Source organism: Campylobacter concisus (genome assembly GCF_902460575.1).
Lineage (GTDB): Bacteria > Campylobacterota > Campylobacteria > Campylobacterales > Campylobacteraceae > Campylobacter_A > Campylobacter_A concisus_AW.
The window spans coordinates 5814-30606 of record NZ_CABPUY010000001.1; the positions used below are offsets into that span (position 1 = coordinate 5814).

Sequence of the window (24793 nt, forward strand, 5' to 3'; positions counted from 1 at the left end):
TAAAACAAAGATACTATACATATAAAACAAATTTCTAACGAAGGAGCTTATATGAATAATGACTTGCGTCAAAAGATAGATAGACGCTTAAGCGAACTTAGTGCATTGCCTAAGATGAAAAATGACACTAGTATTGCGCAGCTTTTAAAAGATAAGGGCTTTACTAGGCGTGATTTTATGAAGTGGGCTGGTGCGATGACAGCTTTTATGGCATTGCCAAGTGCGATGACGCCGATGGTTGCTCGCGCTGCTGAGCTAAGCGATAGGCTCCCAGTGATATGGCTTCATATGGCAGAATGCACTGGCTGTAGCGAGGGCTTGCTAAGAACTGACGCTCCAAGCATAGATAGCCTTATATTTGACTACATAAGCCTTGAATACCACGAAACTATCATGGCAGCTGCTGGCTGGCAGGCTGAAGAAAATTTAGAGCATGCGATAGAAAAATATAAGGGCAGATATATCCTGCTAGTTGAGGGTGGCGTCCCAACTGGAGCAACTGAACACTTTTTAACAGTCGGACCTCATGGCACAAGCGGCAAAACTCACGCTGTAAATGCCTCTGCTAACGCAGCTGCTATCTTTGCTATTGGCACCTGTTCTAGCTTTGGCGGTATCCAAGCAGCTAAGCCAAATCCAACAAATTCAGTCGGTCTTTCAAAGGTGACTGATAAGCCAGTCATAAACGTGCCAGGCTGTCCTCCAAGCGAGAAAAACATCGTTGGCAACGTGCTTCACTACTTGCTATTTGGCACCTTGCCTGCACTTGATGTTTATAACAGACCAAAATGGGCTTATGGCTTAAGAATTCACGATCTTTGCGAGAGACGTGGCCACTTTGACGCAGGCGAGTTTGTCCAAAGCTTTGGCGACGAGGGCGCAAAAAATGGCTACTGCTTATATAAAGTAGGCTGTAAAGGTCCATATACATTTAATAACTGCTCACGCGAGAGATTTAATCAGCACACATCATGGCCAGTTCAGGCAGGTCACGGCTGTATAGGCTGCTCGGAGCCAGACTTCTGGGATACGATGGGGCCATTTGAAGAGCCGATGGCTGATAGGCTATTTGACACTGTTTTGGGACTTGGCGCTGATAATGTAAGTGATAAAATAGGCATTGGAATTTTAGCACTTGCTGGTATTGGCATAGCGGCTCACGCTGCACTAGCTTGTATGAGTAAAGATAAAGAATAAGGCGAAAAAATGAGTGAAAAAAGAATAGTAATAGACCCTATAACACGTATCGAAGGGCACTTAAGAATAGAAGTCGTAGTCGATGAAAACAACGTTGTAAAAGAGGCTTACTCTGGCTCAACTCTTTGGAGGGGCTTAGAGCAGATAGTAAAAAACAGAGACCCAAGAGATGCTGGCTTTTTCATGCAAAGAATTTGTGGCGTTTGCACATACTCACACTACCGAGCAGGCATAGTCGCAGTTGAAAATGCCCTTGGTATCAAGCCTCCGCTAAATGCAGAGCTAACTAGAACGCTCATGAATGCAGCTTTATATCTTCACGATCACATCGTGCACTTTTATCAGCTTCACGGCATGGACTGGGCGGACGTCGTCTCTGCACTAAGCGCAGATGTGCATAAAGCTAGCGAAGAGGCGTTTAAATACACAAGCACGCCATTTGCAACGGGAGCTGACAAGCTAAAAGAGGTAAAAGAGAGGGTTGAAGCCTTTGTTAAAAAGGGCAACCTTGGACCATTTGCCAACGCATACTGGGGACATAGCACATATAAATTTACTCCAGAGCAAAATTTAATCGTCCTCTCACACTACTTAGAGTGCTTAAGAATTCAAAGAACAGCAGCTCAGATGATGGCTATCTTTGGCGCGAAAAACCCACACCCACAAAGCCTAACAGTTGGCGGTGTGACCTGTGTGATGGACCTTATGGATCCAGCTAGAATGGGCGAATATATGAGTAAATTTGCTGAGATCAAAGAATTTGTAGATAGAGCTTACTATCCAGATATTTTGATGGCGGCTAAGGCTTATGCAAACGAGCCAAGCGTTCTAAACGATGTTGGTGTATCAAATTTATTTTGCTACGATGAGTTTTTGATCGGTAAAAATGACCATCTATTTAAAGGTGGCATCATCTTAAATGGCGATCTTAGCAAGGTCTATGACATAGACGAAGACAAGATCACAGAAGAGGCGACAAGAGCTTGGTATAAAAATGACAAAGCACTTCACCCTTATGACGGTGAAACTGAGGCAAACTACACTGGCCTTGTCGATGGCGAGAGTATAGACGGCGAGGGTAAGCTAGCTCATAGCAAGCTTTTTGACACAAAGGGCAAATATAGCTGGATCAAAGCGCCAAGGTATGATGGCATGCCTATGCAAGTAGGACCGATCGCAAGCATCGTCATAAACTACGCTAAAGGCAACGAGAGAGTTAAAAAAGTAGTCGATGAGTTTTTAGCAAAAAGTGGCTTGCCACTAAGTGCAGTCTTTTCAACTCTAGGCAGAACCGCTGCTCGTATGCTTGAAGCAAAAGTGGTCGCAGAGCACACGATGGACGCATTTAATGCCTTGATCGAAAATTTAAAGACAGATCAAGAGACCTGCACAAAATATGTCATAGATAATAGCAAAGAGTATAAAGGTCACTTCAAAGGCAATGCCCCAAGAGGCGCGCTAAGCCACTGGTGCCGCATAAAAGATGGCGTCATCTCAAACTGGCAAGCAGTCGTGCCAAGCACTTGGAACGCCTCTCCAAAAGATGCCAAAGGTCAAATGGGCAGCTACGAGGCGTGCTTAGTTGGTATGAAGATCGCTGATCTTTCAAAACCACTTGAGATAATACGAAAAATTCACTCTTACGACCCTTGCATCGCGTGTGCCGTGCATGTTATGGACACGAAGGGAAATGATTTGAGTACTTATAAGATAAATCCAAATTTGTAAGGAGAAAAGATGTCACATAAAAATCCTGACAGGATCAGCGAATACGAATTCTCCATCGGCGTTAGGCTGACACACTGGATTAGATTTATAGCTATCACGCTTTTGATTGTGAGCGGCTACTACATCTCTTATGTCTTTATGAGTCCAGAGATCACAAGCGAGCCTACAAATTTCATGCAAGCAAAGTGGCGTTTGGCGCACCAGGTCGCTGGCTTTGTGCTAATAGCGGTATTTATCTTTAAATTCTATCTATTTATCTTTGATAAACACAGCAAAAAAGAGTGGATGAGCGTGCTTGACTTTTTAAGTCCAAAGGTTTGGATAGCGCAGATAAAGTATTACATCTTTATGGGACCGCACCCGCATTTAAGGGGCGTTTATAACCCATTGCAGTTTGCCTCATACTTTTTCTTTTACGTCATCTTGGCGCTCATTTGCCTAACTGGCCTAGTGCTTTACGCTCACGTTTATCACAATGGACTTGGCGGAGCGATCTACGAGCCAGCGAGATACTTTGAAGAGCTTATGGGCGGACTAGCAAATGTTAGAACGATACATAGAATTTGCATGTGGATCATCATGATATTTGTGCCTATTCACGTTTATATGGCGATATTTAACGCCGTTAAAGGCAAAAATGGAGCGATGGACGCCATCGTTAGTGGCTATAAATTTGTAAAAGAACACTGATGAGAGTGCTAGTTCTTGGCATCGGCAACGTTATGTTTGCTGATGAGGGCATAGGTGTTCATTTTGTAAATTTGATGGCTAAAAACTATAAATTTACAAGCTCTAAAAACGAGCTTACTCTAATGGACGGGGGCACTTTAGCCCTCGCTCTAACTCACATCATAAGCGAATTTGACTATCTTATCGTCGTTGATTGCATTAGCGCAAATGGCGCAAGCGTGGGCGATGTTTATTTTTTCGACTTTCTAAACGTACCAAATTTTATCAGCTGGGACGGCTCGGCTCACGAGATCGAGATGCTTCAAACACTTCATCTAATGGAGCTTGCAGGCGACAGGCCGACAACCAAAATCTTAGGCATCGTGCCTAGCCGCATAGAGTCATCAAATTTTAGCCTCTCAGATGAAGTGATAAAAGCTTCTAATATCCTAGAAAAAACGCTACTTGAACACTTAAAAGAGCTTGATTTTAAGTGCGAAAAGGTGGCAAATTTCACTCTAAATGACACCCTCGATGACTACGCCAAAAAAGGTTTAAAATGATACTTGCTTTTAAATTTGACTGCTTTAAAAATCCAGCCTTTTTGGCACCATTTTTAAGCTCATTAGCAAAAGATCTTAAGTACTCTATAAGCTGCAAAGATGATCAAATTTGCCTAAAGGTAAGTGGCTCAAACGAAGAGCTTAGCGCTCTAGCGGACAGAGCTAGCGCCATCTTGCCTTATAGCCTTTTTATAAAACATAGCGAGGTCGATATAGCAGATGAGCTTGACGTGGCAGGTGAGATTAAAGATGTAAAATTTGGCACGCTTAGCCCATCTCAAGCGGCGGCATTTTTGGCTAATGGCAAGGCTATTTTAAATGAAAGTGACGTGCTTGCTTTGAGTAAATTTGATGGCGAGATAACGCTTGATAATTTTAATGAAAAGCTAAAAACCTGCCTAAATTTATTAAAAAATGATAAGAGCGTTTGCGTAGAGCAAGATGAAAATTTATATGAAATTTCTCTTGGGGTAAATTTTGATGCAAATTTCTTGATACCTACAAATTTAAAACAGCTACCTAAAATTTTTATAGCTGGTGATAGGGCACAGATCGCACTTGCTAGCTTTGAAAAGCCACTTTTGGCACTAAAGACGACAGCTATTTATAGGCAAAATCACGAGGGCGCACCGCTATTTTTTGACGTGATGGCGCCAAATGACCTTTTTCTTTACGCCCTTTGCGAACAGCTAAATAAAGAGGGCTTTAGTTTTTTAAGCGTTTTTGTAAAGGAGCAAAAAAGCGCCCTTTCAAGGCTTGCTTTGCTTGAAAACAGCGCACTTTTAAGCCCATTTTTTTATGCAAAAGATGAGAAATTTGAGCTTAGTTATTTTGGTGAGGTGGCTTTGGGGCTTAAATTTAGCAAATTTAGCGACGATGAAATTTGCCTGCTTTCAAAATCAAGCAAAACGCAGCTTTTATTTTTACCAAAATTTAGTAGCTTTGAAGAAATTTATGAGCTCATAAGGGCCGAGGAGGGCGGCGAAAGATTACTTAAAAACTTCAGTAAAGAGCGCGCCTTGCCAAGTGGTAAATTTAGCTCAAACGCTAGCTTTTTCTCACTATTTTGCATAGCAGGACGCTTGCTTGGCACAAGCAGTGACTTTAAAAAAGCAGGGGAGAATTTGCTTCATATGGCAGCTGATTTTAGCGGGCAAAAAGGCGTTAGGATCGATTATAAAATGAAAGATGACTTTGGTTTAGACGGGGTTAAGTTTGTAAAAAGTATTATTTCATTTATCCTTGCTGGCGCTGGAGAGAAGAACATCAGCTTTGGTTGCACCGAGTCTTTGGCGCATTTTTTGAGCGATTTTAGCTATGAAAGACGAGATAAATTTATGATCAAAAATGTTACTTTAAGCGGGGATTTATTTTACAATAAGGCAGTTAGCAACTTGATAAAAAAGCACCTAAACCCAAATATAAAAACAAATTTTGACCCCGGATTTGGCATTGAGATCAAGCTTTAGATATGAGATCAAGGGCTTAGTTCAAGGCGTTGGTTTTAGACCTTTTGTCTATACTTTGGCACATAAATTTGCCCTAGTTGGCGAAATTTACAATGATGATGAGGGTGTGAAGCTAAATTTTAGCGGCGAAGAGGCTAGTTTTTTGGCTTTTGAAAAAGAGCTTTATGAGAAGCTGCCAGCCCTTGCCAGGATCGATGAACTGCATAAATTTAAGATAGATAAAATTTATGAAAAGCTCGAGATCATCGCCTCAAAGAGTGCTGCCAAGCAAGCGCCTATCTTGCCTGATTACGCACTTTGTGATGACTGCTTGCGCGAGTTTTATGACCCCACAAATCCACGCTACAAATATCCATTTATAAACTGCACCAACTGCGGACCGAGATTTTCCATCATAAAAGCCTTGCCTTATGACAGGGTAAATACGACGATGAGCGAGTTTAAGATGTGTAAATTTTGCGAGAGCGAATACAAAGATCCGCTTAATCGCCGCTACCACGCAGAGCCGATCTCTTGCCCAAACTGCGGACCAAAACTATATCTAAAAGATAAATTTGGCAAAGTCTTGGCTAGTGGGAACGAAGCGGCAAAAGAGGCGGCTAGGCTCATAAACGAGGGCAAAATTTTAGCCATTAAGGGGCTTGGTGGCTTTCATCTGGTTTGCGACGTGACAAATGAAGCCGCAGTTTGCGAGCTAAGAGCTAGAAAACATCGCCCAAGTAAGCCATTTGCGCTGATGAGTAAAAATTTACAAAACGCTAGAAAAATAGCTGAGATTTCAGATGCGGAGGCGAAGCTTCTTACTTCAAATTTAAAGCCGATCGTCTTGCTTGAAGCAAAAAATGGCTCAAATATCGCAAAAAGCGTAGCTCCAAATTTAAATAAGCTTGGCGTTATGCTTGCATTTAGTGGCATACATCTTTTGCTTTTTGACCACTTAGAACACGACATCATCGCAACTAGCGCAAACATCTCAGGCGAAGTCGTTATAAAAGACGAGAGCGAGCTAAGGGAAAAACTAGGCGACGTCATAGACTTTTATCTTGATCACGACCGAGAAATTTACTCACCAAGTGACGATAGTATCGCATTTTGCGTTGGTGATGAAGTGATTTTTACAAGAACAAGTCGTGGGCTAAATCCAAATTTCATCCATACAAATTTTAAGCAAAAAGGGACATTTTTAGCCCTTGGAGCGGAGCTAAAAAGCTCATTTTGTATCTACAAAGATGGACTTTTGATGGTTAGTCCATATATCGGCGATCTAAAAAACGTGGCGACTTTTGATAGGTTTAAGGACATTTTCACCCTTTTTGAAACGACTTATGATCTAAAAATAGACAAGGTCATAGCCGACCTGCATCCAAATTTTTTAAATACAAAATGGGCAAAAGAGCAGAGCTTTGAGCTAGTTCATCTGCAGCACCACTACGCGCATTTGCTAAGTGTGATCTTTGAAAATGATTTGCCAGACAAAGAGTATCTTGGCTTTTGTTTTGACGGCACTGGATACGGAGAAGATGGCAAAATTTGGGGTGGCGAGGTCTTTAGGGTTGATAAAAAGAGTTACGAGAGAGTTTATCACTTTGATGAATTTAGCTTATTTGGCGGCGAAAATAGCATAAAAAATATCTATCTCATCGCTTATTCTATTATTTTGAAGTATCAGCTTGAAGACGAGGGGCATAAATTTTTAGTAAATTTTGATGAAAAGGTGCTTAAAAATTTCAAGATGATGGAGCAAAAGGGGCTAAATTTAGTAAAAACTAGCTCTGTTGGTAGGATATTTGACGCATTTGGTGCGATAATATGTGGCATTTTTAGCTCAAGCTACGAGGGCGAGAGTGGCATGAGGCTTGAGGCACTTTATGATAAAAATTTAGATGCGTGTTACAAATTTAGTCTAAATGACGGAGTTATCGGCTTTAAAGAGGCCTTTAAAAGTGCTTTAAAAGATAAGCCAAGAGTGGCTGCAACGGCATTTATAAATGGCATGGCTGATATTATTTTTGAAATTTCTAAAAGTGAGAAAAAAGAGATTTTGCTAAGTGGTGGAGTTTTTCAAAATAAGACTTTGCTTGAGCTTATTTACAAAAAATTTACTAAAGCAAATTTGAAATTTTATATCAATAAGAAATTTTGCAGTAACGATTCTAACGTAAATTTAGGGCAAATTTATTATTATTTATCCACATTTTCTAATAAGTGATGTATAATGATTATAAACGGTAATCAAACGAGAAAGGAGCAAAAAATGGATAGTGTTATACGTTTTAGTGTTTCTTTGCCTAGTCAATTACTAGACGAACTAGATAGAAAAGTTAGCGAACAAGGCTACGCTTCTAGGAGTGAATTTACAAGGGATTTGATCCGTGAAAAGATCGTAAGCGACAGCTGGAAGGACGCTAACGAGGAGTTGATTGGGGTTTTGACGCTCATTTATGTGCATCATCACAACGATTTGGTGAATAAAAAAATGGATATCGAACATGACTCTGATGTGAAGATCATCTGCACAAATCACGTTCATGTCGATCACCACAACTGCTTAGAAACGATCTCGATAAGAGGTGAGGCTAGCAAGATAGAGCGCTTTGCTGACAGGATTGCTGGCTTAAAGGGTGTTAAGTTTTCTAAACTTACAAAGGCCGCTGTGCCTAAATTTTAAGCTAAAAGCTTTTTTGGCTCTTAAATTTAGGTTTTTTGTAAATAGCTAGCAGCGCTCTCTTGGCTGCAGAGCTTGTCTTATTTTGTCTTTTTGGTAGTTTTTAGCAGTTTTTGTGATCCATTTTTGCAAATTGATAGCGGGTTTTGCTATTTCTTGCTTGCCTGATATCTTTTTTGTGGCGAAAGTTTGATGACCGTTTCTTTTTACTTGGGCTTTGGCTAAAGCTAAATTTGCAAAAGCCCGCCCAAGTTTTTTAGCTTTTTAAATTTCTCCCCCTTTTTTTTTGCTTTATTTTTGTTCTGGCATTTTTGGCGCTTGTATGCTATCATTAGCCACAAAAAATGTCATTTAAAGAGAATGAAAGATGAATTTTTACAATAGAAATTTTCTAGCCAAAGAGCTAGATCGCTGGCAAAAAGAGGATGTGATCGATAAGGCCACCGCTTTAAAAATAGCAAATTTATATGATATAGATCTAAACGCTCATAGCGAAAAGACTAGCTTTATCTTAAAGTTGGTTGCTTATCTCTTTTTCGCGCTGGCATTTTTTACCCTTGTTGGAGCTTACTGGGAGGAGATACCAAGGATGGGGCGCCTTGTCATCATCTTTGGTGTGCTTGCTCTTTTAAATTTTGGCGGAGTTTATTATCTCAAAAAAGGCAAAGATAAGCTTGGCACAGCCACGCTCTTTGTGGGAAATTTCTGCTACGGAGCTGCCATAGCGCTTATCGCTCAAATTTATAATATTAGCGACGAGCCAAGCGGTGGAGTTTTGCTCTGGAGCGTTGGAGCGATGGCTCTCTCTTTTGCTAGCAAAAAGGGTCTGCTAGTGGCTCAAAGCCTTGTTTTTGCGACGATCTGGTTTGTTTTAAAGGGCACGGGCGGCGAGTTTGCTTATGAATTTGTCGTCTTTATAGCCCTTGGCGCCTACATGCTTTATAAAAGTGACTCGGCATTTCTTGCGATTGTGCTTTTAGCGGATATATTTTTCTACATCGTTTCGCTTTGCGCTAGGATCAGTGGGTTTAACGAATTTTATGGCTATGATCTTATGTTTAGGGCACCAATGGCTGCTACTTTATCGCTCTCATACGCGCTTTTACTTGTCGCGCTCTTTAGCACGTTAGCTGGCTTTAGAGATAGGCTAGCGCACCTTGTAAAAGGCTTTGGCAAATATCTTGGCATCGTCATCTTAATCGTTTGCCTGATAGCTTATGCAAATGGCGACATCTACGAGCTAGAAGAAGATAAATTTTGGTTTGCAAAAGCATTTTTTTATAGTAGCTTTGGCAAGGTTTTTGCCGTATTTAGCATCGCTAGCATTGCGCTATTTTTCAAAGAGAAAAACAAAAGTGGCTTGTTTCTTGGCTTGATACTCTTTGCGTTGCCATTTGTCTTTAGTCTGGGTGTGGGATATGCAAATATCTTCTTCTCGCTAGCAAACATCATCGTTGCAGCCGTGCTTATCAAAAATGGCGAGCTTGCACTTGGACTATGCATGATATTCTTAGTTGCGGTGGTTAGATACTTTGAGCTAATAGGCGATTATTTAGGGGCTACGGCGCTATTTATCATCTTTGCCTTCGTCGTGCTCGCAGTTGCTGCTAAAAAAGGAGGCAAAAAATGAAGATAAGATCACTAATACTAGCCATAATTTTTCAAATTTTACTAATAATTGCGATGCTCGCATACGCACTCATGCCACTTTATCTTGGAAAAGAGATAAAAGTGAGGGTAAATCTTTATGATCCAAGGGATCTCTTTCGCGGAAACTACGTGAGCCTGAGCTATGACTTTTCAAATCTGCAGCAGTCTAAATTTGATGAAAAAACTGGCGTTGAGATATATATATATGATAGAAATTTCACAAAAAATGATGAAATTTACGCCATTTTAAGGCAAGACGCTAATGCCACTTACGCTTTTGATAAATTTAGCTTTACTAAGCCAAAAGATGCTCTTTTTCTAGCTGGTAAATTTGATGGATATTCATTTGTAAAATATGGCATCGAAGAGTTTTATATGCCAACTAAAAAGGCACAGCAAACCGAGCAAGAGATGTTGGATCAAGATGTTGATGCTGTTGCTGTTTTGATGGTGATGGATGATGGCAGGGCAAGACTAAAAGATCTCATCACCACACCAAATGGCAAAAAAAGAAATAGCGATGAAAATTTTGATGAAAATGGCTACACAGATGATAACGAGAGCATTGAAGAGCTAGATAAAAACATTCGCTTGCAAGATCAAAGGTAAATTTAAAGGGTAATTAAAAAACGGGCTAATTTATCTCATTTGCATAAAATGCCCTTAAATTTTAATTTTATTTTTAAATTTAAGCGTTAAAATCTCTAAAAATTAATAAAAAAGGATAAGAAAATGTGTAAAGACTGCGGTTGTTCAATGGGAAATCACGCCCACACTCACACTCATGCTGACGGCACCACTCACTCACACCCACACACTCACGATGGGCATACAGATCACGCTCATGACGCTCACGAGCATAGTCACGAGGCTCACGCGCACCCTGTGCTAAACGAGAGCAAAACCATAGACATTATAGAGAAAATTCTATCTGAAAACGACAAAGAAGCCGCTCACAACAGAGCGCATCTTGATGAGAAAAAGATACTTTGTGTAAATTTGATGAGTAGCCCAGGCGCTGGTAAGACTACGCTTTTGGAGGCTACGATAAAGGCTGGTAAATTTAAAATAGGCGTTGTCGAGGGTGATCTTGAAACAAATCAAGATGCCGACCGCATAGTAAAAGCTGGTGCAAAAGCTCATCAGATAAGCACAGGTCAGACCTGCCACTTGGACGCTTTTATGGTACATGAGGGGCTTCATCACCTGCCACTAAATGAGCTTGATCTAGTTTTTATAGAAAATGTTGGAAATTTAGTCTGTCCTGCAAGCTACGACGTTGGCTCACACTTTAACGCTGTGCTTCTTTCAGTGCCAGAGGGTGATGATAAGGTGAGTAAATATCCAGTGATGTTTAGGGCTGCTGACGTGCTTTTAATCACAAAAGCTTCGCTTGCGCCGCACTTTGACTTTGACATCGAGCGCGTGAAAAACGACGCTAGAAAGCTAAATCCAAAGGTCGATATCTTTGTGGTAGATAGCAAAACAGGCGAGGGCATCGATAAGTGGATAAGTTATTTGGAATTTAAAAAAGAGCTAAGATAATGTGCCTCTCGATCCCTTCAAAAGTAATAGAAATAGATGAAAACAACGTTGCTACCGTTGAGACTTTGGGCGTTACTAGAAAGGTAAGCCTAGATCTCATCTCTGAAGAGGTAAAAGTTGGCGAATATGTGCTAATCCACGTAGGATACGCTATGCAAAAGATCGATACGCAGTTTGCGCTGGAGAGCTTGGAGGTCTATCAAAAGATCGCTGAAGATATGGACGCGGGGAAAATTTGATGGATCTTATCAATGACTTTCGTGATAAAAACTTAATCCTAGCCCTTTCAAAACTGATACAAAAAGAGAGCGTAAAACCGCTAAATATCATGGAAATTTGCGGTGGCCACACGCATAGCATTATGAAATTTGCACTGCCAAGCTTGGTTGGAGAGCATATAAATTTCGTCCATGGCCCAGGCTGTCCAGTCTGCGTGATGCCAAAGAGCCGCATAGACGAGGCCTGTAAGCTTGCCAGCATGGATAATGTGATCTTTTGCACGCTAGCTGATATGCTAAGAGTGCCTGGCTCAAAGACAAGCTTGCAAAAGCTTCGCGGCGAGGGACACGATATAAGGGCACTTTACACGCCACTTGATGCGCTAAATATCGCTAAGCAAAATCCAGACAAAAAGGTCATATTTTTTGCCATTGGCTTTGAGACGACGACTCCGATGAGCGCAAATTTGGTTGAAAAAGTGGTGCAAGAGGGCATTAAAAATTTATACTTTCACATAAATCACGTAACCGTCCCAGCGCCAGTTAGAGCTATAATGAGCAATGAAAACGTAAGGATAGACGCATTTTTGGGTCCAAGCCACGTGAGCGTGATCACTGGAAGTAAAATTTACAAAGAGTTAGCGAGCGAATTTAAAAGACCAATCGCCATTAGTGGTTTTGAACCGCTTGATATCATGGCAAGTGTGCTAAATTTAGTCCGTCAGCAAAACGCAGGCACTTATGAAGTCTATAACGAGTATGCAAGGGCGGTCAAAGAAGAGGGCAACGTCAAGGCAAAAGAGCTCATAGCAAAGTACTTTGAGCCGTGCGACTTTGTCTGGAGAGGCCTTGGCGAGATAGCGCAAAGCGGCATGAAGCTAAAAGATGAGTTTGCCTATCTTGACGCTAGAGTGCAGTTTGACTGCAGCGTAGAGAGCGCTGGCGAGAGCAAGGCTTGCATTTGTGGGCAAATTTTAAGAGGGCTAGCAAAGCCGACTGACTGCAAGGTCTTTGGCAAGGTCTGTAACCCGCAAAACCCGCTAGGATCGTGCATGGTCTCAAGCGAGGGCGCTTGTGCGGCATATTTTAAATACGCAAGAGTTGGTTAAGGAATTTAATGAAAAAGATAATGCTAAGCCACGGCGGCGGCGGCGAGGAGATGAACTCGCTTATAAACGAGACGATATTTAAAATTTTTGATAATGAAATTTTAAGGCAGAGCAACGACTCAGCGATACTAAATTTAAACGGCAAGATCGCATTTAGCTCCGATAGCTTTGTGGTAACTCCCATTTTTTTTAATGGCGGCGACATCGGCAAGATCGCGGCTTGTGGCACGATAAACGACCTTGCGATGGTTGGAGCAAGCGCAAAATACCTAAGCTGCTCGCTCATCATCGAAGAGGGGCTTAGCATAGAGGAGCTCGAGCGTGTGCTTGGCTCGCTTGCAAAAACTTGTAAAGATAGCGGCGTGAGCGTAGTTTGTGGCGATACAAAGGTCGTGCCAAAGGGCAAATGCGATAAAATTTTCATAAACACAGCAGGCATCGGCGAGATAGTTTGCGAAGGCGTGGAGCTTAAAAATTTAAAAGCAGGGGCAAAAATCTTAATCTCTGGAGATGTTGGCAGACACGGTGGCGTGGTGCTAGCAGCAAGAGAGGAATTTGAGCTTGGACTTGATCTAAAAAGTGACTGCAAGAGCCTAAAAGAGGTTGCATTAAGGCTATTTAGTGCTGGCATAAAGCCGCAGACTATGCGTGATGCGACTAGGGGCGGGCTAAGTGCGGTGCTAAATGAGTGGGCTAAATTTAGCAAATTTGACATCTTAGTTTTTGAAGAAAATGTCAAGGTCGCAGACGAAGTGATGGGCGTTTGTGAGTTGTTTGGATTTGAGCCTTATGAGCTTGCAAATGAGGGCACTTTTGTGATGGCTGTCGATGAGAGCCAGGCTGAAGAGGCACTTAAAATTTTAAGAGAATTTGATAAAAACGCGATGATAATTGGCAAGGTAATGGAGGCAAAAAACGAGCGCGTCATCATCGAAAACGCCTATAAATCAAGAAGATTTCTCGAGCCGCCAAAGGGTGAGCTACTACCAAGGATCTGCTAATGCACGAGCTTAGTATCGTTCAAAATTTAGTTAGCCTTTGCGAGAAAAATGCCTCCAAAGAAAACGCCAAAGAGATAAGCAAGATCGAGATAAAAGTTGGCCGTTTAAGCGGCGTCGAGCCTCATTATTTAGAGAGTGCCTTTGATGTTTATAAGGCTGGCACGATCTGCGAAAACGCCGAGCTTGTGATAAATCTGCAAGGCATTGTTGTAGAGTGTTTGGATTGTGGATTTGGCGGGGAGCTTAGCGAAAATGACTTCACCTGCCCAAAGTGCAAAAGTCAAAATTTAAAGGTGACTGACGGCGAAGATATGTATCTGATGCGCCTTGAGATGAAGTAAAATTTTACGCATTATAATACGTAAAATTTTATGAATTTATTGATTTTTTATGGATAGTGTTAAATTTTTCTCAATCAAACGCCTAAAGAGCTATAAAAACGAGCAAGAGCATAAAAAGAACTTTTTGCTAGTACAGGCATTAGCTCCAAAACTTGGTATTTTGGAAATAACTACGAGAAATTTAGCTTTTAAGGTCTTGGTGGATAATGACAACAAGGTAGATATTTTAAGCTCTTTTAATAGCTACTTTGAGCTAGATGATCTCTTTGTCTCAAAGCAAACTTTTGGATTTTGGGCAAAAAACATCGATGAAGCCAAAATCCACAATGATATCGTCAATCTTGATAAGTTTGATTTTAAAAAGTATTCTAAATTTAACCGCAAAAATAAACTTTTAAACTATCAAAAAGTAAAGATTTTATATGACCTTGCTGTTAAAATTCGAAACCGAGCATTTCATTTTGAAAATCTTTATAAGCTAAATGACGATCAAACGCCGAGAATTTCAACTCGTGTTGGTAAAACTTTAGTAGGCACTGATCCACAAATGTTAGAAGATTTTATTAATGATGCGTTGTTCTGTTTTGATGAGGATCTGGCAAGATACTTAGAATGAGTGGCGGATAATAAGCTCCGCCGTGAACTTCGCCGCAATTATACTAAACAATAATTATTTTACGCTTAACACTTTTTACTCAAATATCAAAAACGGAGCTTGCAGGACGTTTCTTATTATCTTTAGTGGTGAGAGCACAGCGTCTTGCAGTATCTGCGTCGAATACTCGGGCTTTTCAGTCGTGCCACGTATGGCTATGACGGTTGAGAGCGAGCGGTCTTTTCCGAGGATGATTTGGTTGATAAGTGGGATCTTGTCGATGATACCGCTTGCGTCTTTTAGTATCTTTAGCTCAAGGTCGATGTTTATCTTTTTACTCTTTAGATCGATCGTGCCGCGTCCGCCGATATCTGCGCTCGTGCCTATCATCTCAATCGCTAAAAACTCGATCAAGTCGCCCTTTCTTGTAAGTAAAATTTTGCCGTTTTTGACAGTGTAGCCCTTGTCGTTAAAGTCAGGCGTTTTAAAGCTAAGAAGCGACGGTACCGAGTTTAGGAAGCTTAGTAACTTTTGATAAAAGATGTAGTCTTTTAGATAGGTGCCAAAAAATCTCACCTCAGCCTTGAAATTTTTCGAGCTCTCTCCAAGCATTTTTAGGCGAAATTTACCGCCCTCAAAGCTCTTGATACTAAAAAGATCGTTGATAAATTCGCCACTTATATCAGTTGCGTCTAAATTTATGCTTTTCTCATCGCTAAAATATCCAACTCTGCCTTGCTTTGCCAGTCCATTTAGTGAGATGCTTTTGCCCTTTTTCTCGGCGCTAAAGCTGGTAAATGGCAATGTTTTGTTAAGGTCTTGCAAGATGATGTCGCCATTTTTTGCAAAGAGCTCAAGTGGCGTGCTTTGCTCTTTTGTGCTGTTGTCATCAAGCACAAGCAAATTTAGGTCGTTGCTCTTAGCTTCTATGCCTTTTTCGGCGATGCTTAAAGCGAGTTTTTTGCTCGCACTTTGCACTTTTACGCCAGCCTTTGAGACCGTGATCAAAAAGTCGTCACTATCATATTTTGAGCCATTTTTATCCAAAAACGGCATGTCAAATTTAAGCCCTCTTGCCAAAATTTCAAGATTAACAAAGTCCTTGCTTTTTATGCTCACATCTTCAAAGCCAAGCACGCCGTTTTGCTTTAAAACTGGGGAGTTTTGCATGATGAAGTTGCTATTTTTCGTAGCTATCACGCTCTCATCGCCAAAGCTTAAATTTATCCCAAAAGGCTCAATGCTAAGCGTGGTCTCACTTGGCTTACTAAAGTCAAGAAGTGCGGTAAATGGCTCATTTTTAAAGGCTAAAATTTCATCACTTTTCTCTTTTAGATCAAAGCTTTCTATGACGCCTTTTATCTCGCCAGTACTTTTTTGTAAATTTATATCTGCTTTCGCATTTGCTCTGAAAAAATCAAGCCCAAAGCCGCTTGCATCGATGTTTAGCACAGAAGTATTTATGAGCTTTACAAGGGCGCTTTTAGCGTTAAATTTACTCCCAGCGATATCTAAAACCGCATCATTTATCTTAAAATCGCCATTTGCGATAACGCTTTTTTCATCAAAATTTTCTAAGCTCTTCTCATCAAGCTTTATCAAAATTTTTAAGCTAGCGTCCATTTTGCCGCTTAGCTGCCTTACTGGCACGATGATCTTATAAGCTCTTAGTATCTCATTTATCGCCTCATCGTAAATAGAATTTGTCTTTATAAATAGCTCTAAATTTGCACTCTTTTCATCAAAGATATTATTTATCGCGACGTTTGAGCCATCAAGCTTTTTGCCTTTATAAACAGGCGCTGTAAGGTCAAATTTAAGCTTTGAGTTATTAAGCGTGATGTTTGCCTCAGCGACATTTACAGCGGGCAGGTCTTTTTCAAATTTAACTAGTAAATTTTTAGCATAGGCGGTCGCATTTAGGTCGTTTAGATAAAAGTCGTTTTTGGCTAGATCAGCCTTGCCGTTTATCTCGTTTAGGTGGTAGTCATCAGCCACGATGTAGCCATATATCCAGTTTTTAACCTCGCTGTTTAGGTGTATGCGACTATCAAGCTCATCGATGAAGTCCTTGATACTGCCAGCATTTACGTCATAGGCTTTGTAGGTTAAAAGTGTATCTTTTAGGGCAAAGCTAAGCTTGCCATTTAGCTCGTGCGAGGTGAAATTTCCATCAAATTTATAATCATCATTGTCAAAATTTGCACTGCCTTCGCCACTGATGCTTACATTAAAATCTTTAAGGCTCAAATTTCTTACTATGAAGTGATCGACACCATTTTGTTGCTCGTTTTGAAATTTGATATCGATGTTTAGATAAGGGCTATCGACGAAAAATATATCATCTAAAAATAAAATTTTGATCTTAAAATCATCGCCGATTTGCACGCTCTCAAGCGAAATTTCTTGAAAAAATGTGTCAAGATAATCCACACCCTGGCTAAGGTTTAAAAGCTGCTTGTCGCTGGCTTTTTGCTCTGCGTTTTGTTTAAATTTAGGTAGCTTGATCTGCTTTGCTCTTACAATTATTTTTTTATCTAACTTTATATATAATTGCTCCAATTTTACGCCGTAAAACTCGAAATCGTTAATTTTTATGCCGTATTTTAAAAGCAAAAGAAGCGAAAGAATCAAAATGATAAAAAATTTTATAAAAAAGCCGTATCTGGATATTTTCTTTGATATCGTACTCATCGTTGTCCTAAGCGTATTTGTCTATTTGGCACGCCCCATAAACACGAGCAAGGTCGTCTTTGTGCCAAAGGGAAGTGTGGGCGAAATTATATCTTATTTAGCTAATCGCAACTTTAACTTAAGTGCGATCGACAAGTATGCCATGCGCTTCATCGGCTCGCCTCAGTCAGGCTGGATCGAGATAGGCAAAGATAAAATTTCAAGGATTGATTTTTTAAAAAAACTTGCCAAAGCAAAGGCAGCGATGACCGAGATCACGCTCATTCCAGGTGAGACTACGATCGTTTTTTTAAACCAGATAGCAGCCCAGCTTGGGCTTGACGCAGTTAAACTAAATAGCGAGTATAACGCACTTGCGCCAGTGAGCGACGGCTTTTTGATGCCAAATACTTATAAGATCCCAGTTGGCATCAGCGAGAGGCACCTAGCTTATTACCTTGTAAATTCATCCAAAAAGGCGCAAAGCGAGATCAGCAGGAAAATTTTTGGCGAATACAACGAGAAAAAGTGGTTTAAAATTTTAACCATCGCTTCAATCATCCAAAAAGAGGCCGCAAACGACGCTGAGATGCCACTTGTCGCCTCAGTCATCTACAACCGCCTAGATAAGGGCATGAGGCTGCAGATGGATGGCACGCTAAATTATGGCATCTACTCGCACGATGTGATCACGGCTGAACGCATAAGAAGCGACATGAGCGAGTTTAACACCTATCTAAATGACGGCATACCGCCAAGTCCAGTCTGCTGCGTCTCGATAAGTGCGATAAAAGCGGCGATAAACCCTGCAAAGAGCGATTATCTATACTTTGTGCTTGATAAAAAGTCGAAAAAACACATTTTTTCAAAAACCTTAAGCGAGCACAATCAAAATATCGCAAAATAGGGCTAAAATACAACTAGCTTTAATAAAAAACGTGATAAATTTTAAAAAATCAAAAGGGCTAAAATGAGTGACATTATCTGGACTAAAACCGACGAAGCACCGCTTTTTGCAAGCTACTCTCTCTTTCCTATCGTAAAGAGCTTTTTATCCCGCGCTGGCATTAGCATAACAAGGGCTGATATCAGCTTGGCTGGACGAATTTTATCTATTTTTAGCAAAGAGCTTGGGCTAAACAAGGCCGATGAGCTCGAGATTTTGGGCGAACTGACCGCACACAAAGAGGCAAATATCATAAAACTGCCAAACATCTCAGCCACGCTCGTTCAGCTAAAAGCGGCGATTGAGGAGCTTAGAAGCAAGGGGATAAATGTGCCATTTTATCCAGACGAGATCATCACAGACTACGACGAAGAGGTCGCTAAAAAATACCAAAAAGTGCTAGGAAGCGCGGTAAATCCAGTGCTAAGACAAGGAAACTCAGACAGAAGAGTCTTACCACCAGTTAAAGAATTTGCCAAAAAGCACCCACATAGCAACGGTAACTGGGACAAGGCAAATAAAACTAAAATTTGCTACATGCAAAAGGGCGATTTTTATGAAAATGAGCACTCAATCATCGCAGAAAAAGATGAGAAATTTTATATAAATTTTATTAGCAGTGATGGCAAAAAAGAGCTTTTAAAAGAGCTTGCCGTTCAAAGTGGTGAGATCGTAGATGCTACATTTTTAAGCGTTGAAGAGCTTGATAAATTTTATGAAAGCTGCTTTGAGGCTGCGTTAAAAGAGAATTTGACCCTTAGTCTTCATCTAAAATGCACGATGATGAAGGTTAGCGACCCAGTCATCTTTGCGCATGCGATAAAGAGCTATTTTAATGAGGTTTTTGAGCTATTTGGTGATGAGTTTAAGGCTCACGGTGTTGAGGCAAAAAATGGCTTAAAAGATATGTTTGCTAAAATTTCAACTCTTAAAAATAAAGATGAAATTTTGGCTAAATTTGATGAAATTTTGAGTAAAAAGGCAAAAATTTGGGCACTAAATGAAAGTGCCAGCAACTTTGACGTGCCAAATGACGTCATCATTGACGCCTCCGTGCCTGCGCTCATTAGAAACTCTGGCAAGGTAAAAGATAAGGACGGCGAGCTAAATTTCTCACTTTGCATGATCCCAGATAGGACCTACGCTAGAGTTTATGAGGCCTGCGTGGCGGACTTTAAAGAGCATGGCGCGCTTGATGTGAGCAACATTGGCAGCGTGGCAAATGTGGGGCTAATGGCTAAAAAGGCCGAGGAGTACGGCAGTCACGATAAGACTTTCATCGCAAAAGAGGACGGAGAATTTGTTGTTTGTAACGAAGCTGGCGAGAGTGTCTTTAAATTTAGCGTTAAAAGTGGCGACATTTTTCGGATGACGCAGGCCAAAGAAGATGCGATAAATGCGTGGTTTGAGCTTGCTTTAAAAAGAGGCGAAATTTCAAAAGATGAGCTTATATTTTGGCTAGATAGCAGCCGCGCTCATGATAGAAATTTGATAGCTAAATTTGAAAAATTTAGAGATAAATTTACTAGTGCTGGCGTGAAATTTGAAATTTTAAACTACGAGCAAGCAACTAAAAAATCGCTTGAGGCAATAAGAGCTGGCAAAGACGTCATAGGTGTCACTGGCAACGTTTTAAGAGACTATCTAACCGATCTTTTCCCGATATTTGAGCTAGGTGGCAGCTCAAAAATGCTCTCAGTAGTGCCACTACTTGCTGGTGGAGCGATGTTTGAGACTGGTGCTGGTGGGACGGCTCCGACGCTTGTAAAAGAGCTAAAGGAGAAAAATCACCTGCTTTGGGATAGTCTGGGCGAGTTTTTGGCGCTTAGTGCATCGCTTGAACATCTAGCGTTTTTTAGGCAAAAAAAAGAGGCAAAAGAGCTAAGTGACGCGCTAAATAGAGCGGTTGCTAGCTATCTAGATGAAAACAAAACGCCAAATGCCACTCTTGATACAAGAGAGTCACACTTTTATCTGGCACTTTTTTGGGCAAGAGAGATGGCAAAAAATGGCGGAATTTTAAGCAAAATTTTTGAAAATTTAGCAGACGAGCTAGAGAAAAACGAGAGTGAAATTTTAAAGCAGATTAGAGAAAAAGATGGTGCAAGCGTGGAATTTGGCGGATACTACCTGCTAGATGAAGCAAGAGCAAATGAGGTCATGAGACCAAGTGAAATTTTAAATCAAATAATAGGATAAGAGATGAAAATAAGTGTAGTTGGAGCTGGAAACGTCGGTGCTAGCATAGCTTATGCGCTTTGCATGAGAGAGCTTTGCGATGAGATCGCGCTTGTAGATATATTTGGTGACGTGGCGCGCGCAAAGGCGATCGACCTAGCGCAGTCAAGCTGCGTCTTTAACGCTAAAACTAGCGTTTGTGGCGGCGATGATTTTGTGCTAATTGAGGGCAGTGACATCGTCATAGTCACAGCTGGAAGCCCAAGAAAAGAGGGTCAAACTAGAGAAGATCTGCTACTTAAAAACGCCGTTGTCGTAAAGCAAACTGCGCAAAAGATAGCTGAATTTGCCAAAAATGCAGTGATAATAGTCGTCACAAATCCGCTTGATGTGATGGTTTGGACGGCTCATAAATTTAGCGGTTTTAGCAAAAACAAAGTGATCGGCATGGCTGGCGAGCTAGATAGCGCAAGGTGCAGATATGAGCTAGCGCTTTTAAAAGATAAGGACGCTAGCAAGCTAAGAGCAAAGATCGTCGGCGCTCACAATGACGAGATGATCGTATCAGCTAGCAATATAAGCGAAAATTTAAGTGAAAATGAGCTAAAAGCTCTCAAAAAAGAGACAAGCACTGGCGGTGCAAAGATCGTTAAACTGCTTGGCACTTCAGCTTACTACGCGCCAGCGGCTGCAGCTGTGAAGATGTGCGAGATGATCGTTGGCAAGAGCGATGAGATAATAAGCGCTAGCGTGCTAATAGACGATGAGCTAAGTTGTGGCAGGCTAGTAAGGCTCGGACGTGATGGCTTAAAAGAAATTTTAGAGCTAAATTTAGACGAAAATGAGCAAGAGCAACTAAACAAAAGCGAAGCTGAGATTAGAAAAAATATCAAATTTTTAAAAGAAAACTTAGAGTAGGAAGATATATGATCGTAAAAGAAAATGTCCCAGTTTGGGTAGATGAGAGCAGGTGTAAGGCCTGTGATGTCTGCGTGAGCTACTGTCCAGCAGGCGTGCTAGGTATGAGGCTTGAGCCAAAGGCGGTGCTTGGCAAGATGATAGAAGTGGTCTATGCTGACTCATGCATAGGATGCCGTGACTGCGAGCTTCACTGTCCTGATTTTGCCATTTATGTGGCTGATAAAGGCTTTAAATTTGCAAAGCTAACGCCTGAGAGCAAAGAGCGAGCTGCAGCTGTAAAGGCAAATAAATTTGCAAAACTTGGAGAGAGCGCATGAGAGAGGTAGTATCAACTGGAAATGCCCTAGTAGCAAGGGCTGCGGTCGAGTGTGGCTGTAACTTCTTTGGCGGATATCCTATCACTCCAAGCAGCGAGATCGCCCACGAGCTAAGCGTGCTTTTACCAAAACATGGCGGCACATTTATACAAATGGAAGATGAGATAGCTGGAATTTCAGTAGCACTTGGCGCAAGTGCGAGTGGCGCTAAAGCGATGACTGCAAGTTCTGGTCCTGGGATTTCGCTAAAGGCTGAGCAAATAGGCCTTGGCTTTATCGCTGAGATACCGCTTGTCATAGTAAATGTCATGCGCGGCGGCCCTTCAACTGGTCTGCCTACTCGCGTAGCGCAAGGCGATATCTTGCAGGCTAAAAACCCAACTCACGGCGATGTAAATATGATAGTGCTAGCACCTAGCAGCTTAGAGGAGTGCTATACGCAGACAGTTCGCGCATTTAACCTCGCAGCTAGGTTTATGACGCCAGTTATGCTGCTACTTGATGAGACGATAGGACACATGCAAGCAAGGGTGCGTCTGCCAGAAATCAGCGAGCTAGAAATTTATAAAAGAAAAGAATTTAGTGGCGAGCCAAAAGAGTATAAACCATACGAGGCTGCACCAGACGCGCCAGCTACGCTAAATCCTTTCTTTAAAGGCTATCACTACCATATAACCGGGCTTCATCACGGCGCTACTGGCTTTCCAACAGAAGATGGCAAGATAGTTGAATACTCAATGAATAGGCTGTTTAACAAGATAAATTTACACATTGATGAGTGCGAGAAATTTGAAGAGTTTATGCTTGATGATGCTGAAATTTGCATCATCGCCTTTGGTAGTGTGGCTCTCTCAGCCAAGCAAGCGATATTAAATTTACGTGAAAAAGGGCTAAAAGTAGGGCTATTTAAGCCACTCACACTTTTCCCAGCTCCAGCTAAAAAACTAAAAGAGATATCAAATAAATTTAAGAAAATTTTGGTCTGTGAGCTAAATTTAGGCCAGTATAGCGGTGAAATTTCAAAGATCATCTTAAGAGATGACTTTGCAAAACTGCTAAAAGCAAACGGCAGACCGATAAGCCCAAGCGAGATCGAGGCGAAGATAGGAGAAATTTATGGCTTTTAATTATGATAAATATTTACGAACAGATAAAATGCCTACTCTTTGGTGCTGGGGCTGTGGCGACGGCGTCATACTAAAGGCGCTCATCCGCGCTATCGACACCATGGGTTGGGATATGAACGACGTTTGCGTGGTCTCAGGCATAGGTTGCTCTGGGCGCTTTAGCGGATATCTTGACTGCAACACCATCCACACGACTCACGGCAGAGCCGTAGCATATGCCACTGGCGTAAAGATGGCAAATCCAGACAAGCACGTCATCGTAGTAACTGGCGACGGCGACGGACTAGCGATCGGAGGCAACCACACGATACACGGATGCCGCCGAAATATCGGGCTAAATCATATCTTAATCAACAACTTCATCTATGCGCTAACCAACTCGCAAACCAGCCCAACCACGCCAACGGGCATGTGGACGGTCACAGCGCAGTATGGCAACATCGATCCTAGCTTTGACGCCTGTAAGCTCGCAACTGCCGCAGGTGCTAGTTTTGTCGCGCGTGGTAGCGTCATCGAGCCAGAGAAGCTTACAAAGCTCTTTGTAGAGGGATTTAGCCACGATGGATACAGCTTTTTTGATGTATTTTCAAACTGCCACATAAATTTAGGCCGCAAAAATAAAATGGGCGAGGCGGTGAAAAATTTAGAGTGGATAAAAGGCCGCACGACTAGCAAGGTCAAATTTGACATGCTAAGTGACGAGGAGAAAAAGGGCATTTTCCCACTTGGCGTGCTTCACAAAGATGAAGAAAAAATAGAATACACCAATGCTTACGACATGGTAAGAAGGGCTGCAATGAGCAATGAAGCGATAAATTTTGAGGAGCTAGCATGAAGTCACAATTAAGATTTGTCGGCGTTGGCGGACAGGGCGTCATACTAGCAGGCGAGATCCTCTCAGCTGCCAAGATAAAAGCAGGCGGATACGGTGTGAAGGCATCTACCTACACATCTCAGGTGCGTGGCGGCCCAACGAAGGTCGATATCATACTTGATGAACAAGAAATTTTATACCCTTATGCAAACGAGGGCGAGATAGACTTTATGCTTGCCACCGCGCAGGTAAGCTACAACGCCTTTAAAAGCGGCGTGAAAGAGGGTGGTGCGATCGTTGTTGAGCCAAATTTGGTAAAAGTAAGCGATGAAGACAAAAAGCGCTGGAAAATTTATGAAATTCCTATCATCTCTATCGCAAAAGACGAGGTCGGAAACGTCATCACTCAAAGCGTCGTGGCTCTTGGTGTGGCTGTAGCGATGAGTAGGTGCATGGATGAAAATTTAGTGCGTGAAGAGATGCTAGCAAGCGTGCCGGCTAAGGTCAAAGATGCAAATGCAAAAGCTTACGAGCTAGGGCTAAAATACGCAAAAGAGCTTTTGAAATAAATTTTTGGCTAAATTTAAATTTAGCCAAAACCTCCCAAAATGGATCAGATAAAACTAGAAAATTTCCGCAAAGAATATGGCTTTCATATGCCGATCGTTAGGAGCTTGTCAGCTGGTGAGTGCTTAAAGATAAGAGAGAATTTACTTCATAAATTTAGCCTAGATGATATAGATGAGTTTTTTAAGATAGATAAATTTAACAAGCTTGATGGCTTTAATGCGGACGAAGAAAATTTTGATCTAAATGCTCTTTTTAACGAACTTAACGTCGCCACGCCAAATGAAATTTGCATAAATTTTAATAAATTTGAGAGCATTGATATTTTGCATTTTGATGACCTTTCTAAATTTTTTAGCGATATCTGGTATCCATCACTTGATGACATTGAGATATTTGATATAAATTTAAGCTTCATTGTCTTGGTTAGACATTATGGAGCTATCTATTATTTTATTTTCTAACTATTAAAAATTTACAAATTTATATGATTTTTGATA

The 24793-nt window shown here is 41.3% G+C and carries 24 protein-coding genes; 23 read left to right on the plus strand and 1 reads right to left on the minus strand.

The genetic code is table 11. The annotated features are described in order from the left end of the window. The first annotated feature begins 51 nt into the window (after window positions 1-51). The 15 genes from F3G76_RS00030 (at window position 52) to F3G76_RS00100 (ending at window position 14771) form a co-directional block, all read left to right on the plus strand. A complete protein-coding gene (locus F3G76_RS00030; protein WP_103632429.1) occupies window positions 52-1197 on the plus strand; it encodes a hydrogenase small subunit in 1146 nt (381 codons plus the stop codon). Between the two features lie 9 nt (window positions 1198-1206). Beyond that, complete coding sequence (locus F3G76_RS00035; RefSeq protein WP_103598963.1) at window positions 1207-2925, plus strand: nickel-dependent hydrogenase large subunit; 1719 nt, start codon at window positions 1207-1209, stop codon at window positions 2923-2925. Window positions 2926-2934: 9 nt separating this feature from the next. Continuing rightward, window positions 2935-3615, plus strand: a complete 681-nt coding sequence (gene cybH / locus F3G76_RS00040) for a Ni/Fe-hydrogenase, b-type cytochrome subunit (protein ID WP_149705561.1) — start codon at window positions 2935-2937, stop codon at window positions 3613-3615. Further along, entirely contained in the window at window positions 3615-4157 is a 543-nt protein-coding gene (locus F3G76_RS00045; RefSeq protein ID WP_021093168.1) for a HyaD/HybD family hydrogenase maturation endopeptidase, read from the plus strand. The genes cybH and F3G76_RS00045 overlap by 1 nt, the downstream gene beginning before the upstream one ends. Beyond that, window positions 4154-5626, plus strand: coding sequence for a hypothetical protein (locus F3G76_RS00050; protein WP_149705562.1), 1473 nt, complete (start codon window positions 4154-4156; stop codon window positions 5624-5626). The genes F3G76_RS00045 and F3G76_RS00050 overlap by 4 nt, the downstream gene beginning before the upstream one ends. Then, entirely contained in the window at window positions 5610-7835 is a 2226-nt protein-coding gene (gene hypF, locus F3G76_RS00055) for a carbamoyltransferase HypF (RefSeq protein WP_149705563.1), read from the plus strand. The genes F3G76_RS00050 and hypF overlap by 17 nt, the downstream gene beginning before the upstream one ends. A 45-nt stretch (window positions 7836-7880) precedes the next feature. Further along, window positions 7881-8294 (plus strand): nickel-responsive transcriptional regulator NikR, encoded by a 414-nt coding sequence (gene nikR / locus F3G76_RS00060; RefSeq protein WP_009293882.1) that lies wholly within the window; start codon window positions 7881-7883, stop codon window positions 8292-8294. A gap of 364 nt (window positions 8295-8658) precedes the next feature. Then, window positions 8659-9921 carry a DUF2157 domain-containing protein gene (locus F3G76_RS00065; RefSeq protein ID WP_149705564.1) on the plus strand — a complete coding sequence of 421 codons (1263 nt, stop codon included), beginning with the start codon at window positions 8659-8661 and terminating at the stop codon, window positions 9919-9921. Continuing rightward, window positions 9918-10550, plus strand: coding sequence for a GDYXXLXY domain-containing protein (locus F3G76_RS00070; RefSeq protein ID WP_149705565.1), 633 nt, complete (start codon window positions 9918-9920; stop codon window positions 10548-10550). Before F3G76_RS00065 ends, F3G76_RS00070 begins: the two co-directional genes overlap by 4 nt. A 123-nt stretch (window positions 10551-10673) precedes the next feature. Further along, the gene (hypB, locus tag F3G76_RS00075) at window positions 10674-11486 is read left to right on the plus strand and encodes a hydrogenase nickel incorporation protein HypB (protein ID WP_149705566.1); all 813 of its coding nucleotides are present in this window, start codon (window positions 10674-10676) and stop codon (window positions 11484-11486) included. Next, window positions 11486-11725, plus strand: a complete 240-nt coding sequence (locus F3G76_RS00080; protein WP_009293878.1) for a HypC/HybG/HupF family hydrogenase formation chaperone — start codon at window positions 11486-11488, stop codon at window positions 11723-11725. The genes hypB and F3G76_RS00080 overlap by 1 nt, the downstream gene beginning before the upstream one ends. Further along, window positions 11725-12813: a hydrogenase formation protein HypD gene (hypD, locus tag F3G76_RS00085; RefSeq protein ID WP_149705567.1), complete on the plus strand. Its 1089-nt coding sequence runs from the start codon at window positions 11725-11727 to the stop codon at window positions 12811-12813. The genes F3G76_RS00080 and hypD overlap by 1 nt, the downstream gene beginning before the upstream one ends. 8 nt (window positions 12814-12821) lie before the next feature. Then, on the plus strand, window positions 12822-13814 hold the full coding sequence (hypE, locus tag F3G76_RS00090) for a hydrogenase expression/formation protein HypE (RefSeq protein WP_149705568.1): 993 nt from the start codon (window positions 12822-12824) through the stop codon (window positions 13812-13814). Continuing rightward, window positions 13814-14155 (plus strand): hydrogenase maturation nickel metallochaperone HypA, encoded by a 342-nt coding sequence (hypA, locus tag F3G76_RS00095; protein WP_149705569.1) that lies wholly within the window; start codon window positions 13814-13816, stop codon window positions 14153-14155. The genes hypE and hypA overlap by 1 nt, the downstream gene beginning before the upstream one ends. Window positions 14156-14354: 199 nt before the next feature. Next, window positions 14355-14771, plus strand: coding sequence for a hypothetical protein (locus F3G76_RS00100; RefSeq protein WP_223227386.1), 417 nt, complete (start codon window positions 14355-14357; stop codon window positions 14769-14771). 75 nt (window positions 14772-14846) lie between these two features. Here F3G76_RS00100 and F3G76_RS00105 read toward each other — a convergent pair whose 3' ends face one another. Then, window positions 14847-17312 carry a YhdP family protein gene (locus F3G76_RS00105; RefSeq protein ID WP_149705571.1) on the minus strand — a complete coding sequence of 822 codons (2466 nt, stop codon included), beginning with the start codon at window positions 17310-17312 and terminating at the stop codon, window positions 14847-14849. 73 nt (window positions 17313-17385) lie between these two features. On the opposite strand from F3G76_RS00105, the gene mltG reads away from it, so the two are divergent. The 8 genes from mltG (at window position 17386) to F3G76_RS00145 (ending at window position 24757) form a co-directional block, all read left to right on the plus strand. Then, window positions 17386-18330 carry an endolytic transglycosylase MltG gene (gene mltG, locus F3G76_RS00110; RefSeq protein ID WP_149705572.1) on the plus strand — a complete coding sequence of 315 codons (945 nt, stop codon included), beginning with the start codon at window positions 17386-17388 and terminating at the stop codon, window positions 18328-18330. Window positions 18331-18393: 63 nt separating this feature from the next. Further along, window positions 18394-20568, plus strand: a complete 2175-nt coding sequence (locus F3G76_RS00115) for an NADP-dependent isocitrate dehydrogenase (RefSeq protein WP_149705573.1) — start codon at window positions 18394-18396, stop codon at window positions 20566-20568. A gap of 3 nt (window positions 20569-20571) precedes the next feature. After that, complete coding sequence (locus tag F3G76_RS00120) at window positions 20572-21465, plus strand: lactate/malate family dehydrogenase (RefSeq protein ID WP_103638575.1); 894 nt, start codon at window positions 20572-20574, stop codon at window positions 21463-21465. Between the two features lie 8 nt (window positions 21466-21473). Further along, a complete protein-coding gene (locus F3G76_RS00125; RefSeq protein WP_009293870.1) occupies window positions 21474-21785 on the plus strand; it encodes a 4Fe-4S dicluster domain-containing protein in 312 nt (103 codons plus the stop codon). Next, window positions 21782-22912, plus strand: a complete 1131-nt coding sequence (locus F3G76_RS00130) for a 2-oxoglutarate synthase subunit alpha (RefSeq protein ID WP_149705574.1) — start codon at window positions 21782-21784, stop codon at window positions 22910-22912. The genes F3G76_RS00125 and F3G76_RS00130 overlap by 4 nt, the downstream gene beginning before the upstream one ends. Beyond that, entirely contained in the window at window positions 22902-23747 is an 846-nt protein-coding gene (locus F3G76_RS00135) for a 2-oxoglutarate ferredoxin oxidoreductase subunit beta (RefSeq protein ID WP_149705575.1), read from the plus strand. Before F3G76_RS00130 ends, F3G76_RS00135 begins: the two co-directional genes overlap by 11 nt. After that, a complete protein-coding gene (locus F3G76_RS00140) occupies window positions 23744-24295 on the plus strand; it encodes a 2-oxoglutarate:acceptor oxidoreductase subunit OorC (protein WP_149705576.1) in 552 nt (183 codons plus the stop codon). Before F3G76_RS00135 ends, F3G76_RS00140 begins: the two co-directional genes overlap by 4 nt. A 39-nt stretch (window positions 24296-24334) precedes the next feature. After that, window positions 24335-24757, plus strand: a complete 423-nt coding sequence (locus tag F3G76_RS00145) for a heat-shock protein (RefSeq protein WP_149705577.1) — start codon at window positions 24335-24337, stop codon at window positions 24755-24757. Window positions 24758-24793 lie beyond the last annotated feature (36 nt).

Excerpts from the sequence above, each read along its gene's own strand:
- F3G76_RS00030 (WP_103632429.1), top strand. The coding sequence starts at position 52 with ATGAATAATGACTTGCGTCAAAAGATAGATAGACGCTTAAGCGAACTT.
- F3G76_RS00035 (WP_103598963.1), top strand. The coding sequence starts at position 1,207 with ATGAGTGAAAAAAGAATAGTAATAGACCCTATAACACGTATCGAAGGG.
- cybH (WP_149705561.1), top strand. The coding sequence starts at position 2,935 with ATGTCACATAAAAATCCTGACAGGATCAGCGAATACGAATTCTCCATC.
- F3G76_RS00045 (WP_021093168.1), top strand. The coding sequence starts at position 3,615 with ATGAGAGTGCTAGTTCTTGGCATCGGCAACGTTATGTTTGCTGATGAG.
- F3G76_RS00050 (WP_149705562.1), top strand. The coding sequence starts at position 4,154 with ATGATACTTGCTTTTAAATTTGACTGCTTTAAAAATCCAGCCTTTTTG.
- nikR (WP_009293882.1), top strand. The coding sequence starts at position 7,881 with ATGGATAGTGTTATACGTTTTAGTGTTTCTTTGCCTAGTCAATTACTA.
- F3G76_RS00065 (WP_149705564.1), top strand. The coding sequence starts at position 8,659 with ATGAATTTTTACAATAGAAATTTTCTAGCCAAAGAGCTAGATCGCTGG.
- F3G76_RS00070 (WP_149705565.1), top strand. The coding sequence starts at position 9,918 with ATGAAGATAAGATCACTAATACTAGCCATAATTTTTCAAATTTTACTA.
- hypB (WP_149705566.1), top strand. The coding sequence starts at position 10,674 with ATGTGTAAAGACTGCGGTTGTTCAATGGGAAATCACGCCCACACTCAC.
- F3G76_RS00080 (WP_009293878.1), top strand. The coding sequence starts at position 11,486 with ATGTGCCTCTCGATCCCTTCAAAAGTAATAGAAATAGATGAAAACAAC.
- hypD (WP_149705567.1), top strand. The coding sequence starts at position 11,725 with ATGGATCTTATCAATGACTTTCGTGATAAAAACTTAATCCTAGCCCTT.
- hypE (WP_149705568.1), top strand. The coding sequence starts at position 12,822 with ATGAAAAAGATAATGCTAAGCCACGGCGGCGGCGGCGAGGAGATGAAC.
- hypA (WP_149705569.1), top strand. The coding sequence starts at position 13,814 with ATGCACGAGCTTAGTATCGTTCAAAATTTAGTTAGCCTTTGCGAGAAA.
- mltG (WP_149705572.1), top strand. The coding sequence starts at position 17,386 with ATGATAAAAAATTTTATAAAAAAGCCGTATCTGGATATTTTCTTTGAT.
- F3G76_RS00115 (WP_149705573.1), top strand. The coding sequence starts at position 18,394 with ATGAGTGACATTATCTGGACTAAAACCGACGAAGCACCGCTTTTTGCA.
- F3G76_RS00120 (WP_103638575.1), top strand. The coding sequence starts at position 20,572 with ATGAAAATAAGTGTAGTTGGAGCTGGAAACGTCGGTGCTAGCATAGCT.
- F3G76_RS00125 (WP_009293870.1), top strand. The coding sequence starts at position 21,474 with ATGATCGTAAAAGAAAATGTCCCAGTTTGGGTAGATGAGAGCAGGTGT.
- F3G76_RS00130 (WP_149705574.1), top strand. The coding sequence starts at position 21,782 with ATGAGAGAGGTAGTATCAACTGGAAATGCCCTAGTAGCAAGGGCTGCG.
- F3G76_RS00135 (WP_149705575.1), top strand. The coding sequence starts at position 22,902 with ATGGCTTTTAATTATGATAAATATTTACGAACAGATAAAATGCCTACT.
- F3G76_RS00140 (WP_149705576.1), top strand. The coding sequence starts at position 23,744 with ATGAAGTCACAATTAAGATTTGTCGGCGTTGGCGGACAGGGCGTCATA.
- F3G76_RS00145 (WP_149705577.1), top strand. The coding sequence starts at position 24,335 with ATGGATCAGATAAAACTAGAAAATTTCCGCAAAGAATATGGCTTTCAT.